General features: G+C 73.0%; 10 protein-coding genes. 7 read left to right on the top strand and 3 right to left on the bottom strand.

Features of this window, described 5'->3' with window-relative positions:
- Positions 1 to 118: 118 nt before the first annotated feature.
- The gene (locus ACSRUE_RS13820; protein ID WP_441291392.1) at positions 119 to 1279 is read left to right on the top strand and encodes an FIST signal transduction protein; all 1161 of its coding nucleotides are present in this window, start codon (positions 119 to 121) and stop codon (positions 1277 to 1279) included.
- A gap of 10 nt (positions 1280 to 1289) precedes the next feature.
- Here ACSRUE_RS13820 and ACSRUE_RS13815 read toward each other — a convergent pair whose 3' ends face one another.
- Complete coding sequence (locus ACSRUE_RS13815) at positions 1290 to 3689, bottom strand: protein kinase domain-containing protein (protein ID WP_441291391.1); 2400 nt, start codon at positions 3687 to 3689, stop codon at positions 1290 to 1292.
- A gap of 115 nt (positions 3690 to 3804) precedes the next feature.
- On the opposite strand from ACSRUE_RS13815, the gene ACSRUE_RS13810 reads away from it, so the two are divergent.
- The 5 genes from ACSRUE_RS13810 (at position 3805) to ACSRUE_RS13790 (ending at position 10384) form a co-directional block, all read left to right on the top strand.
- A complete protein-coding gene (locus ACSRUE_RS13810) occupies positions 3805 to 4872 on the top strand; it encodes an ABC transporter ATP-binding protein (RefSeq protein WP_441291390.1) in 1068 nt (355 codons plus the stop codon).
- Entirely contained in the window at positions 4869 to 5675 is an 807-nt protein-coding gene (locus tag ACSRUE_RS13805; RefSeq protein WP_437764611.1) for an ABC transporter permease, read from the top strand. The genes ACSRUE_RS13810 and ACSRUE_RS13805 overlap by 4 nt, the downstream gene beginning before the upstream one ends.
- A 5-nt stretch (positions 5676 to 5680) precedes the next feature.
- Positions 5681 to 6466, top strand: a complete 786-nt coding sequence (locus ACSRUE_RS13800; protein ID WP_441293086.1) for an ABC transporter permease — start codon at positions 5681 to 5683, stop codon at positions 6464 to 6466.
- 115 nt (positions 6467 to 6581) lie between these two features.
- Positions 6582 to 8498 carry a PAS domain-containing protein gene (locus ACSRUE_RS13795; RefSeq protein ID WP_441291389.1) on the top strand — a complete coding sequence of 639 codons (1917 nt, stop codon included), beginning with the start codon at positions 6582 to 6584 and terminating at the stop codon, positions 8496 to 8498.
- Between the two features lie 173 nt (positions 8499 to 8671).
- Positions 8672 to 10384 (top strand): delta-60 repeat domain-containing protein, encoded by a 1713-nt coding sequence (locus ACSRUE_RS13790; RefSeq protein WP_441291388.1) that lies wholly within the window; start codon positions 8672 to 8674, stop codon positions 10382 to 10384.
- Between the two features lie 167 nt (positions 10385 to 10551).
- Here the strand turns inward: ACSRUE_RS13790 and ACSRUE_RS13785 are convergent, their stop codons facing one another.
- Positions 10552 to 11382: an EI24 domain-containing protein gene (locus ACSRUE_RS13785; protein ID WP_441291387.1), complete on the bottom strand. Its 831-nt coding sequence runs from the start codon at positions 11380 to 11382 to the stop codon at positions 10552 to 10554.
- Between the two features lie 141 nt (positions 11383 to 11523).
- Positions 11524 to 12489, bottom strand: coding sequence for a hydrogen peroxide-inducible genes activator (locus tag ACSRUE_RS13780; RefSeq protein ID WP_437764606.1), 966 nt, complete (start codon positions 12487 to 12489; stop codon positions 11524 to 11526).
- A gap of 133 nt (positions 12490 to 12622) precedes the next feature.
- Here ACSRUE_RS13780 and ahpC point away from each other — a divergent pair, with 133 nt between their 5' ends.
- A complete protein-coding gene (ahpC, locus tag ACSRUE_RS13775; RefSeq protein ID WP_012239567.1) occupies positions 12623 to 13186 on the top strand; it encodes an alkyl hydroperoxide reductase subunit C in 564 nt (187 codons plus the stop codon).
- Positions 13187 to 13206 lie beyond the last annotated feature (20 nt).

Raw genomic sequence — 13206 nt, 5'->3', positions numbered from 1 at the left:
TCGCTTGCCGTCCCGTGAGGAAATCCCCGAGGCGCCGGCGCGACTGTCGCACGATAAACTTCTTGGGTGGGGCCTGTCGAGTGGGCGGAGGCTCGGTTAGGATGGAGACGAGCCAGCCATGGCACGAAGCTTCTCCGCGACCTGTGGGCCGGATGGCCTTCTCCAGCACCTGGCGGACCTGCGAAGCGCGGTGCCGTCGCCGTCGGGCGGGGTCGTCTTCGCCTCCGGACAGCTCGCCCAGCGCGCCTCGGGCATCGCCGAGCTCGTCCGCAGCGCCTGGCGCGGCGTCCCCGCCTGCGTCGTGCCGGCCGCGGGCGTGCTCAGCGAGCGCGGCGAGATCGAGGGGGACACCGGCGCGAGCGGCGTGCTGTGGTCCGGCGGGCAGGTCACCCCCTTCGCGCTGCCCGAGCGCGCCGAGGAGCCGAGCCGCCTCCTGCGCGAGGCGCTCGCCCGCGCCGTCGGCCAGCGCTCCGCGACGGCCATCCTCTTCGCCCGGCCCGGGGCGTTCGCGCCCGAGCGGCTCGAGGCGCTCTCCCTGTCCGCGCCGAACGCGTGCCTCTTCGGCGCCGGGACGGCCTCCGGCTCCGCCATCGGCGTGACGTCGCAGGGCGAGCTCATCGAGGGCCCGGCGACGGGCCTCGCCATCACCGGGTTCGCCCCGCCGCTCGTCGCCGCCTCGCCCGCCGCCAGGCTGATCTCCGGCTTCCACCGCATCGACGAGGCGAGCGGCGGCGTCGTGCTCCGCGCCGGCGGGCAGCCGGCGCTCGACCTGCTCTCCGCCGCGACCGCCACGCTCGGCGAGCCGCCCAGCGCGCAGCAGCTCATCCTCGCCGCGCTGGCCGACCCGCCGGGCGCCGACCGCGGCGACGCCGAGGCGGAGGCGCTCGATTCCGAGCGTTACGTGCTGCGGCCGGTCCGCGGCATCGATCCGTCGCGGCGGGGGCTCCTGCTCGGCGACGAAGCGAGGCCCGGCGCGCGCCTCGCCTTCGCGGTGCGCGACGCCGCCGCCGGCCGCGCCGGGCTCGAGGGGATCGCCCGGCAGGTGTCCCGGAGCGCGCTCGGGTCGGCCCCCCGCTTCGCGCTCTACCTGACCTGCGCCGGGCGCGGCCAGGGCCTGTACGGGACGCCCGACGTCGAGCCGCGCATCCTGCGCCAGCGCTTCGCCGACCTCCCGATCGCCGGCATGCACTCGAGCTTCGAGATCGCCCCCTGGGCCCGGGGCCAGGCCAGGCTCGCCCTTTACACCGGCGTGCTCGCGCTGTTCCGCGCGCCGAGCTGAGCGCCGCGCCTCAGCGCTCGCGGTAGACCGCGACCACCGCGGAGGCCCGCCGCTGCACCGCCGCGTGGACGGCCGCATACCGCGGCTCGTCGCGCAGGGGTGCGAGGACCGGACAGCGCTCGAGCCAGATCAGGTCGAACAGGCCGTCGGCCAGCGAGAGCTCGAGCGCGGCCAGCGCGAGCTCTCGCTGGCCGAGGAAGGCCGCGAACTCCGCCTGGAGCTGCCGGAAGAACGACGTGCGCCGCAGCGCCGTGACGGCCGGGCGCTCCCCCTCGACCTGCACGGGCCGGATGTCCGAGAGCCGCCCCTCGATGAGGTCAGCGATCACGTGCGCGAACGGCGCGGGGAGGTCCGGGAAGGCCTCGCTCACGCGCCGCTGAGAGAGCTTCTCGAGCACCTCCGGCTCGCGCTGCCAGAGCGCGCGGCGCATCCGCAGGACGGTGTAGCCCGAGCCGCTGCCCACCATCGGATGCGCCCGGATCACGTCGTCGGCGTCCGACCACCGGTCCAGCAGCGTGTACGCGCGCGCCAGCGCCTGCGCCGCCAGCACCACCTCGGGATCGCGCGCCAGCGCGGACCGGGCGCGGCGCGCGCCCTCCTCGAAGGCGCCGCACTCGAGCAGGATGTGGCCGATGAGGCCCTCCGCCTCGGCGTTGCCCGAGCGGCACGCGAGCGCCGCCTTGAGCTCCCGCATCGCGCCGACCACGTCGAGGCGCTGGAACCGCACCGACGCCATCGCGAGCCGCGCGTCCGGCAGCCCGGGCGCCGCGGCGACGGCGCGCGAAGCCGCCTCCGTGGCGAGCTCCCCGCCGCGGTCGGTGAAGAACCAGAAGCGGCAGCGCGCGATCGCGTAGGCCGACAGGATCATCGGATCCTCGGGCGCGCGCGAGAGCGCCTGCTCGAACAGCGCGATCGCCCGCTCCTGGTGCTCCGGCCAGAACCTGCGGTACTCGTGGCGCCCGCGCAGGAACAGGTCGAGCGCGACGGGATCGCTCGGCGCCGTGCGGTTCGGCGCGGCCCCGTCGAGCGTCAGCGCCGCCGCGACCGCCTCGGCCACCTCGTCGTTGATCCGCAGCACCTCCGCCTCGGGGCGATCGAAGCGCTTCGCCCACAGCTGGAACCCGTCGGCGACGCTGATGAGCCGCGCGCTGATCCGCACCGTCCCGTCGCGCCGCCGCACCGAGCCCCCGACGACCACCTGCACGCCGAGCTCGCGCCCGACCTCGCGCGGATCGAGCTCGGAGGACGAGCGCCGCTCGAGCGCCCCGCGCGGCCTCACCCGGAGGCCCGGCGTCATGGAGAGCGTGTCGACGAGATCGTCCGTCAGCTCCTCGGCCAGGTACGCGTCCGACGCAGGTCCCTGGTTCGCGAACGGCAGGACCACGACGCTCTTGCCGCCGTGCTCGGCCACCCCGGCGCTCGCCCCCGGGGTCACCCCGGAGACCGCCGTCCGCCCCTGCGGCGGCGTGAACGCCGGCGGCGTCACCGTGGCCGGGCGGGTGAGCGAGGCGAGGTCGTGCACGACGCTCTCGACGGACGGATACCGGTGGTCGCGCTCGCGCGCCATGCAGCGGAGCACCACGCGCGCGAGCGCGTCGGGCAGGTCGGCGCGCCGGAGCCGCGGATCCGGCGGGTCGGCGAAGAGCCGCGCCGCGGCGACGGCGAGCGGCGCGTCGCCCTGCCACGCGCGCTCGCCCGTGAGCATCTCGAAGAGCATCGCCCCGAGGGCGTAGATGTCGGCGCGCGCGTCGACGTCGTCGGCGCCCTGCACCTGCTCGGGCGCCATGTACGCCGGCGTCCCCATGACGGCGCCCAGCGTCTTGCCCGCCTCGCCGCTCGCGACCGCGCGCGCGATCCCGAAGTCGGTCAGGACGACGCGCCCGTCGCGCCCGAGCAGCACGTTGTCCGGCTTGAGGTCGCGGTGGATGACGCCGGCCCGGTGCGCGGCGTGGAGGCCCGCGCAGACGCCCTCCACGACGTCCAGCGCGCGGGTCATGCCGAGCCGCCGCTCGCGCGCGAGCAGCGCGGCGAGCGGCTCGCCGTCGACGAACTCCATCGTCAGGAACCGGTCGCCCTCGTGCTCGCCGATGTCGAAGACCCGCGCCACGTTCGGGTGCGTGACCTTGCGCGAGAGCCGCACCTCGCGCCGGAACCGATCGGTCACCTCCGGCGCGACGCTGAGCTCCCGGCGCAGCACCTTGACCGCGACGAGCTCCTCGAGCTCCAGGTCGCGGGCGCGGTACACGCTGCCCATCCCGCCGATGCCGACCAGCCCGAGGAGCTCGTACCGGCCTGCGAGGACCTGCCGCGGGCCGGTCGCGACGGCGTCCGCGGGGTCGGCCCCCTGCCGCGCGCCGCTCGCCGGGAGCGGAAGGTCGTGGATCGTGTCGTCCTTGAAGCTCTGCGGCATAGGGGAATTCCGGCGGCCGTTGCCCCCCGTGTCACGAGATTAGCCCACGGGATCGGCCGGTCGAGCGCCGACCGTCGCGGGAGCCCCAGCACGGAGGTGCTAGTCTCCGCCGCCCATGGCAGAGGCGTCGAGCTCCATCGTGGTGGAGTCGCTCTCCAAGACGTACCAGGTCCACGAGCGCGCCGCCGGCTTCTCGGCCTCCGTGCGCTCGCTCTTCCGGCGCCGCACCAAGGTCGTCCACGCCGTCGAGGACCTCTCGTTCTCGATCGCGCCCGGCGAGCGCGTCGGCTTCCTCGGCCCGAACGGCGCCGGGAAGACGACGACGCTGAAGGTGCTCTCCGGGCTCCTCCACCCGTCGGGCGGCAAGGTCGAGGTCGCCGGCTTCGTCCCGCGGCACCGTGAGCCCGATTTCCTCAAGCGGATCACCCTCGTGATGGGGCAAAAGCAGCAGCTGCTCTGGGACCTCCCGCCCGCCGAGACCTTCGCGGTGAACCGGGCGATCTATGGGATCGGCGACGCGGATTTCAAGGAGACCCTCGGTGAGCTGGAAGACCTCCTCGGCATCGCCGAGATCGCGACGAAGCCGACGCGGCAGCTCTCGCTCGGCGAGCGCATGAAGTGCGAGCTGGCCGCGGCCCTGCTGCACCGGCCGGAGATCCTGTTCCTCGACGAGCCGACGATCGGGCTCGACGTGGCGATGCAGCTCGGCGTCCGCGAGTTCATCCGCCGCTACAACGAGCGGCGGCGGGCGACGATCGTGCTCACGTCCCATTACATGGACGACGTGGCGGCGCTCTGTCCGCGGGTCATCGTCATCGACAAGGGCAGGCTGCGCTACGACGGCGACCTCGCGGCGCTCGTCCGCAGCGTGCGGCCCCACAAGCGGATCGCGCTGCACTTCAAGAGCCCGGTCGACCAGGCGCTCCTCGAGCGGGTGGGCGCCGTCCTCTCGCTCGATTCTGGCCACGCGGTGCTGCAGGTGCCGCAGGCAGAGCTGCGCGACGCCATGTCCTGGCTGCTCGGCCACACCGACATCTCGGATCTCACGGTCGAGGATCCTCCCCTGGAGGAGGTGATGCGCGAGCTCTTTTCGGGCGTGGAGCCCTCGGCGACGCCGGAAGGCGAGCCGGAGAGCGCGCCGGAAGGCGAGCCGTCGGGGTCGACGGGCGGGGCCGCGTCATGAGCGAGCTCGCTCGAGCCGCCCGGGCGTTCCCGACGCTGCTCCGCGTCGGGCTCGCGGCCGCGCTCGCGTACCGGGCCGAGATGCTGATCTGGATGCTCACGACGACGATGCCGCTCGTGAGCCTCGCGCTCTGGTCGGCGGTGGCCGCGAGCGCGCCGGTCGGCCGCTTCGAGGCGCGGGACTTCTCGGCGTACTTCCTGGCCATCCTCATCGTCCGGCAGCTGACCGGCTCGTGGCTCGTCTGGGAGATGAACATGGACATCAAGAGCGGCGCCCTCTCGCAGCGCCTGCTCCGGCCGATCCACCCGCTCTTCTCGTACGCCGCCGAGAACCTCGCCGCGCTGCCGCTCCGGGCGGCGCTCTGCCTGCCCATCGCGGTCATCGCGCTCGTCGCGACGTCGGGCGAGCGGTTTCAGCCGACGGCCCTCGATCTCGGGCTCTGGGTCGCCTCCCTCGTCGGCGCCTGGGCGATCAACTTCTTCACCATGGCGCTGATCGGCTCGCTGGCGTTCGTGATCGACAGCTCGACCGCGGTGTTCGACGTCTACCTCGCGGCCTTCATGGTCCTCGCCGGCTACCTCGTCCCGATCGAGCTGTTCCCCTCGTGGCTCGCCGATCTCGCGCGGGTCCTGCCGTTCCGTTACAGCCTCGCGTTCCCCGTCGAGCTCATCACCGGCCTGCTCGACCCGGGCCGCGCGCTCACCGAGCTCGCGGTGCAGTGGGCCTTCGCCGCCGCGTCCGCCGCCGCCGCGCTCGTCGCGTGGCGCGCGGGGGTCCGGCGGTTCTCGGCGTTCGGCGGGTGAGCGGCGTGCGTTACCTCCGGTTGCTCGCGACGCAGCTGCGCGTGTCGATCGCGCTCGGGATGCAGTACCGGTGGGATTTCCTGCTCGGCGCGGTGATGACCGTCGTGTGGACGGTGGTCGGGCTGGTGCCGCTCCACATCGCGCTCTCGGCCCGGCCGCCGGTGCAGGGCTGGACGTACGAGCGGGCGCTCGTCGTCGTCGGGTGGTTCACGCTGCTCAAGGGCATCCTCGAGGGGGCCGTGAACCCGTCGCTCATCAGCGTGGTCGACCAGATCCGGAAGGGCACGCTCGACTTCACGCTGCTCAAGCCGGCCGACGCGCAGTTCCTCGTCTCCACGGCCCGGTTCGAGATCCGCAAGGTCGTGGACGCCGCGGCCGCGGTGGCGATCTTCGTCTACGCCTTCGCCCAGATGGGGCGCGCCCCCGCGCCCGCCCACGTCGCGCTCGCGCTGTGCCTGCTCGTGACGGCGACGCTGGTGCTCTACTCCATGTGCATCCTGGTCATCTCCGCCGCGTTCTGGGTCGTGCGCCTCGACAACCTGGCCTACCTCTTCAACTCCATCTTCGATTTCGCGCGCTGGCCGGTCACGATCTTCAGCGGCTTCTGGCGCGTCGTCTTCACCGTGATCGTCCCGCTCGGGCTGATGACCACGTACCCGGCGGAGGCGATGCTCGGCACCATCGCACCGCGCACGGCCGCCGCCGCGGCGCTCGGCGCGATCGCCTTCGGCGCCGTCGCGCGCGGCGTGTGGAAGCGGGCGATAGGCCGGTACACATCGGCGTCGAGCTGAGCCTCGCGAGGGCTTCCGGCGAGCGGCGCGGTGCGTTAACGTCAACCGATTGCCCTCCGGGCGCGAGGAGGGCTAACGGACACCGGGGGGAGAGCGGGATCGGGAAGGAGACGCGGTGAAGGACGGAGGGCTGACGCTCGAGGAGTTGGGTCGGAGCATCGTCGATCTCGCGATGACCGAGGACGTGATACGTCGCCAGGTGATCGCCCTCCTCCCGGTCGGGCGCCGCGCGGAGCGGGAGCTCGAGGTCCTCGGCAGGCCGTCGCGGCTCACGGTGGACTTCGAGGTCGGCGAACCGGCGGCGACGCGGAGCATGAGCGGCGCGTTCGATGTCGCGATCCCGCACGCCGTGACGGTGCGGGTCGACGCGGAGGGAGAGGCGAAGGAGCACCGGCTCGACGCGACCCTCGCGCTGCGCATCACGCCGAGGCCCTGCGCGCCGCTCGGGATCTTCCTGGACGTCGCGGAGCTGTCGGCGGAGTCGGTGAGGTTCGCCGAGTCGCGGGCCTCCGCGAAGGACTACCTGCGCGGCCGGATCGAGGAGGAGGTGCGGAAGGAGCTGCTCCGCCTCGTGCGCGCGCGGGTCGCGGAGAGCCGCGCGGAGCGCACGCTCGACCTGGAGGAGCCGCTCCTCCGCGCGCTCGGGGACGCCTCCTGGGCGGGGCAGGAGGAGGTGGAGGAGCCGGACGGGCGGGACGCGCCGCCGCCGAGCCGGGTGCGCGGGGCCGGCGGCCCGGCGAGCGGGGCTGGGCTGCTGGACGCGCCGCTCGGCGACCTGGACGCGCAGCTCCGGTTCTTCGGGAACGCGATGCCCCTCCAGGTGTGGACCGCGCGCCCGGACGGCCAGCTGAACTTCGTGAACCGGGCGGTCCTCGACTATTTCGACCGCACGGAGGAGCAGATGATCGGCGAGGGCTGGCTCGCGGTGCTGCACCCGGACGACGTCCCGAAGACGGTGGCGGCGTGGACCCGGAGCCTCGCGACGGGCGAGCCGTACCACACGGAGTTCCGCCTGCGGCGGGCGAGCGATCAGACGTACCGGGAGCACGTGGTCAGCGCGCTTCCGCAGCGCGACGCCGCGGGGAACATCTTCCGGTGGATCGGCGGCACCACCGACGTGGCCGAGCTGCGCCGCGCCGAGGCCGCCCTCCGGAGGAGCGAGGCGCGCTACCGGCTCTTCGCGGAGGCGTCGAACGAGGGCGTCTGGTTCTGGAACCTCCGCGAGGACACGGTGGATTGGAGCGATCGCATGCTCCAGCTGATCGGCGTCCGCCGCGAGGCGTGGGGCGGGACGTTCGCGAGCTTCTTCGAGCGCGTGCACCCCGACGACCAGGGGGCGGTGCAGGCCGCGCTGAGGGCTCACCTCGAGGAGCGGCGGCCGTTCGAGGTGGAGTGTCGGCTGCGGCGCGAGGACGGCGAGTACCGCGACGTGTTCACCCGCGGCATGGCCGAGTGGGACGACAAGGGCGTGCCGTTCCAGATGGCGGGCGGCGCGACGGACATCACCGAGAAGAAGCGCCAGCAGGCCGTGCTGAACGAGCGGCTCGCGATCATCGAGCAGCAGCAGGAGGCGATCCGGGCGCTGTCGACGCCGATCATCGAGGTCTGGAGGGGGGTGCTGACGATGCCGGTGCTCGGCGTCCTCGACGAGGAGCGGGCGCAGCAGATGATGGAGGTGCTGCTCGAGGCCGTGGCGCGGACCCGCTGCCGTCACGCGATCATCGATCTGACCGGGGTGAGCGCCGTGGACGCGGCCACGGCCGATCACGTGCTGAGGCTCATCGACGCCGTGGCGCTGCTCGGGGCGCAGGGCATCGTCGTCGGCATCCGGCCCGAGGTGGCGCAGACGGTGGTGTCGCTGGGGCTCGATCTGTCGAACATCAAGACGCTCTCGAACCTCCGGGAGGCGCTCCTCTTCGCGATGCAGTCGAGCGGGGTGTCGGTCAAGCGGCGGCGCAAGCGCAGGGCGGGGCGCGAGCGCGCGGGCGACGCGGGCGACGCGGAGGGGACGCGCGACTCGCGCGACGGGTGATCGGCACAGGCGGCGCGAGCGCGCCGGCGGCGCTGCAGTACCGCGCGCCGGGCAAGCGCCGGCCAGCGCGCCCTGAGCAGCTCCTGGTCCGGGTTGACGTCGCGAGGGGGGGTGCGACGATGGCGGCAATGCGTCCTCGCCGGCGGCTCGCGGCCTTACTCCCGCTTCTGTGCATGCCCTCGCTCCCGCTCGCTCTCGCGGGCTGCCAGCAGATCCTGGGCATTCATGACGTGAGCGACGATCGCGACACGGGCGGGCCCGACGGCCAGACGTCTCAAGGGAGCGGGGGCGCGCCCTCCGGGGTTGGCGGCAGCGACGCTGGCGGCGGCGGGCTCGGCGGCGGCGAGGCCGGCGGCGGCGGTCACGGCCCTGGTGTCATGGATCTCGCGCTCGTCGTCCTGACGCCCAACGTCACGGTGCCTCTCGGGGGGAAGAACCTTGTCGAGATCGAGATACGCCGCACTGGCGGCTTCGATGGCGAGGTGACGGTGGCGGCGGTGAGCCCTCCTGCGGGCCTCGTCGTCGATCGCATCACGATCGCCGCCAAGGAGACGAAGGCCGAGATCGTGGTAGGCGCCGAGGCGCCGCTCGCCCTGGGCAACACGATCTCCTTCACCCTGACGGCGACCTCCGGCGCCCTGGAGAGCACCGCCGCCGTGACGAACGCGCTCGTGACCGGCCGCCCCGGCTCCCTGGACGCGACGTTCGGCGTGGCGACGGGCATTGCGCCGGTGCGCTTCGGGAACGACGACGGCGGCTATTTCACCGATATCGAGGTGGTCGGCGAGCGGATCGTCGCGACCGGCTGGGGCATCGGCGGCGTCGGCGGCTCCTCGATGAAGATAGCGCGCCTGACCAGCGCCGGCGCGCTGGATCCCGACTTCGCCGGCGGCGCCTTGCTCTCGACAAGGATCGGGAGCAGCTCGGGCTCCGAGGCCGAGTCGTCCGCGATAGGGCATCAGGTGGACGGCAAGATCATCGCGATGGGCTGGCACGAGATCCCGGAGCCGCGTGACATCGCCCTCTGGCGCGTCGGGGCGAACGGCGCGACCGCGGACGCGGAGTTCGGCAACAACGGCAAGGCGCTGGTCGACACGGGCGGCGAAGAGACGGTCGTGGACGGGCACGTCCTGGCCAACGACAAGATCCTCGTCGCCGGCGCGCGCGACGCGCGCATGATGGTGGCGCGCATCTCCTCGAGTGGGAGGCTCGACACCGCCTTTGCCGCGCCGAACGGCTTCTGGGCGCTCGACCGCGCCTCCACCGCGAGGGCCGTGGTCGTCGACCGCGAGGGCCGGATCCTGGTCTTGGGCGAGGTGGACGCGGGGGGCCAGTCCGACGGCATCCTCGCCCGCTTCCTCGCCGACGGGCAGCCCGACACCACCTTCGGGACCGGCGGCCAGCAGGTCTTCGGCACGTCCGCGAGCAGCGAGCGCACGGCGGCGATCGCCGTCCTCGACGACGGCCGCATCCTCGTCGGCGGCAGCGTCGGCAAGGACGGGGGCGCCGACTTCGAGGTCCGCCGCTTCCTCGAAGACGGCGCCGCCGACCCGAGCTTTGGCGCGTCGGGCGTCGTCGCGCTCCCGATCACCGACGGCGACGACGTGGCGGAGGACGCCATCGTGCTCCCCGACGGCCGGATCCTGGTCGTGGGCAATGCGACAGGCGGCGCCACGCCTGGGCCGGTGCTCGCGCGCTACCTGCGCGACGGCAGGCTCGATCCCAACTTCGGAGTCGGCGGGGTGCTCTCCTTGTATATCGGCGACTCGGGCGGCATCCACCGGGCCGCGGTCTACCCGGGCCAGAAGGTCGTGATCTGCGGCGAGAACCAGGGGGGCGTGCCAGGTCCAGGGACGTACGGGATCGTGGCGCGCCTCTGGATGTAGCGGCGGCGCGACGGACCTCCCCGCGCCGGAGCGCGGGCCCGCCGGCCGGATCGTGCTCGGTTGCCCCGCCGTTCGAGGCCGTCGAGCTCGATCTTTCGGTGCTCTGGGCGACGTAGCAGACCGCCCTGCCGTTCAAGCCCCGGCGCTGCGGCCCGGACAGCCCGAGCTCAGCGCGGCGCTCGCGTCGTGGCCTCCCACCGCTCCAGCGCGACGACGAGTCGAGCCGCCCCGAGGACGCCGGCCGGGAGCACGAGGAGCAGCGCGCAAGGCAAGAACGAGAGCAGCGCGAGGCCGGAGCCGAAGCCCATCACCGCGGCGAGGTTCCGGCGCACGAAATCGATCCGCGCCGCCACGGGCACGCCGCGGATCGACAGCGGGCAGTCGCAGAGGTCCCAGGCCCCCGCGAGCGCCGTCACCGCGAGCTGGAGCGGGACGACGACGACGCTCGCCGGCGCGAAGAGGAGACCCACGACGCCGAGGACGATGAGGATCGGGAGCGTGAAGGCGAGCGCCACGAGCGACGACTGCAGCGCGCGCCACATGTCCGCGAAGAAGCCGACCTCCGGCCACGGGGGCGCCCCGAGATCGGCCTCGGCCCTGCGCACCATCCGCTCCAGCGCGGTCCCCGAGAGCGGCTTCGCGAGCCCGAACGAGATGACGAGGGCGGCCACGAGCACCACCGCGAGCGAGAGGATCCGCAGCACGGCCATGAGCACGGTCCAGGGCCACCCCGTCCCCGGCTCCCTCACGATCAGCTCGACGAGCGAGGGCGCGAGCTTCACGCCGACGATGGAGAGCACGACCATGAGCACCAGCGCGATGCCCGTGGGGACGAGCGCGAGCGGCCAGAGGTCCGGCGTGCGAAAGAGGTAACCGTAGCCGCCCAGGATGGCCTTGAGGCCCGCGCCGAAGCCGGGGCGCTCGAGCGGCACGAGCCCCGCGGTCGGGCGCTGCGCGGGCGCTGAGAGAGAGCCGCGGGGAGCATCGGGGGGGATCATCCGGCCACGAACGTCCCAGCGGTCGTGCACCCGGTCAACACCTTCCGCGCACTGGCATCCGCCGCTGGACGAGCTTCCGCCTGGCGTGCAGTGAAGGCTGCCGCATCGTCCGATGCGTGGATGACCTCCGGACCTGCCTCGTCAGCCCTCGGGGAGCAGCGGATCGAGCACGCTCCCGCCCGGGGGCGAGGGCCCGAGCGCGCGGCCGAGGTGCTCGCGGATCGCGGCCGCGAGCGCCTCGGTGACGCGCCTGCGCAGCTGAGTCCGCGACGTGACGAGCCCGATCTCCCGGAGCGGGATCGGCCGTGCGAGCGGCCGCACGCGGTCGCGGCGCTTGTCCGGGGGCAGCCCCTGCGCCACCAGCGCGGGTAGCACCGTCGCTCCGAGCCCGGTGTCGACAAGGCCGATCAACGTCTCGAAGCTGCCGCTCTCGAGCTGGACGCCGCGCGGGGGCCTCGCCTGGCCGCTCCTGCAATACGAGAGCACCTGGCTCCGGAAGCAGTGCCCCTCCGGGAGCACCCACAGCTCGCGCTCGCTGAGGTTCGCCTGCGTGACCGTCTTGCGGTCGAGCAGCGGGTCGCCCTCGGGGAGATAGGCGACCATCGCCTCGTGTCCGAGGGGCGTCTCGCTCAGCCCCGGAGCGTGGAGCGGCGTCGCGGCGAGCCCCGCGTCGAGGGTGTCGGCGGCGAGCCGCTCGATGATCTCCTCGGTCTTCAGCTCTTCGATGAACAGCTCGACGCGCGGGTGTGCCTTCACGAAGGGGTCGAGGAACAGCGGCAGCAAGGTGGGAGCGAGGGTCGGGATGATCCCCAGCCGGTAGCGCCCCGCCGGAGCGTCGTCGCCGGCGACGATCTGACCGAGCCGCTCCGTCTCCCGGAGGATCTCGCGCATCTGAGCGATGGCGCGCGCCCCCTCCTCGGTCACCAGGACGGGCTTCTTGCTGCGGTCGAACAGCACGGTGCCCAGGAGCTCCTCGAGCTTCTGGACCTGCATGCTGAGCCCGGACTGCGAGACGTGGCAGCGCTCGGCCGCCGTGCGGAAGCTGCGGGTCTGCTCCACCGCCACGGCGTAGCGGAGCTGCGTGAGCGTCACCTGCTCGAGGTCCATGGCCGGCGGAGTATCATAAAAAATGAACTCTTCATAAAATCGTTCGATTTGCATCGCCGGCGCAGAGCGACCACGTTGCCCCTCGCTGGCGCGGAGGCACGAGACGCCCCCGCCCCGAAACGAGGAAAAGAGAATGTCGCTCATCAACACCCGCATCAAACCGTTCAAGGCCACCGCGTTCCACCAGGGGAAGTTCGTGGACGTCTCGCACGAGTCGGTCCTCGGCAAGTGGTCGCTCTTCGTGTTCTACCCGGCGGACTTCACCTTCGTGTGCCCGACCGAGCTCGAGGACCTCGCGGACCTCCACGGCGAGTTCCAGAAGCTGGGCGTCGAGATCTACGGCGTCTCCACGGACACGCACTTCGCGCACAAGGCGTGGCACGACACGTCCGCGGCGATCAAGAAGGTCAAGTACCCGCTCGTCGGCGATCCGACCGCCACCCTGTCGCGCAACTTCGGCGTGCTCATCGAGGAGGAGGGCCTCGCGCTCCGCGGCTCGTTCCTCGTGAACCCCGACGGCGTCATCAAGGTCTACGAGATCCACGACCTCGGCATCGGCCGCAGCGCGGCGGAGATGCTCCGCAAGGTCAAGGCGGCCCAGTACGTCGCCACGCACCCGGGCGAGGTCTGCCCGGCGAAGTGGGACGAGGGCGCGAAGACCCTCAAGCCGTCGCTCGATCTCGTCGGCAAGATCTGAGGTGTTCGGGCGTCGCCGCG

The organism is Sorangium sp. KYC3313 (genome assembly GCF_052075895.1).
GTDB classification, from domain to species: Bacteria; Myxococcota_A; Polyangia; order Polyangiales; family Polyangiaceae; genus Sorangium; species Sorangium cellulosum_B.
This window is presented reverse-complemented; position numbering and strand designations above follow the sequence as displayed.

Bases quoted from the DNA above. Each gene is read 5' to 3' on its own strand.
- ACSRUE_RS13780 (WP_437764606.1), bottom strand. From the start codon at position 12,489: ATGGACCTCGAGCAGGTGACGCTCACGCAGCTCCGCTACGCCGTGGCG.
- ACSRUE_RS13820 (WP_441291392.1), top strand. From the start codon at position 119: ATGGCACGAAGCTTCTCCGCGACCTGTGGGCCGGATGGCCTTCTCCAG.
- ACSRUE_RS13805 (WP_437764611.1), top strand. From the start codon at position 4,869: ATGAGCGAGCTCGCTCGAGCCGCCCGGGCGTTCCCGACGCTGCTCCGC.
- ACSRUE_RS13785 (WP_441291387.1), bottom strand. From the start codon at position 11,382: ATGATCCCCCCCGATGCTCCCCGCGGCTCTCTCTCAGCGCCCGCGCAG.
- ahpC (WP_012239567.1), top strand. From the start codon at position 12,623: ATGTCGCTCATCAACACCCGCATCAAACCGTTCAAGGCCACCGCGTTC.
- ACSRUE_RS13790 (WP_441291388.1), top strand. From the start codon at position 8,672: ATGCCCTCGCTCCCGCTCGCTCTCGCGGGCTGCCAGCAGATCCTGGGC.
- ACSRUE_RS13810 (WP_441291390.1), top strand. From the start codon at position 3,805: ATGGCAGAGGCGTCGAGCTCCATCGTGGTGGAGTCGCTCTCCAAGACG.
- ACSRUE_RS13815 (WP_441291391.1), bottom strand. From the start codon at position 3,689: ATGCCGCAGAGCTTCAAGGACGACACGATCCACGACCTTCCGCTCCCG.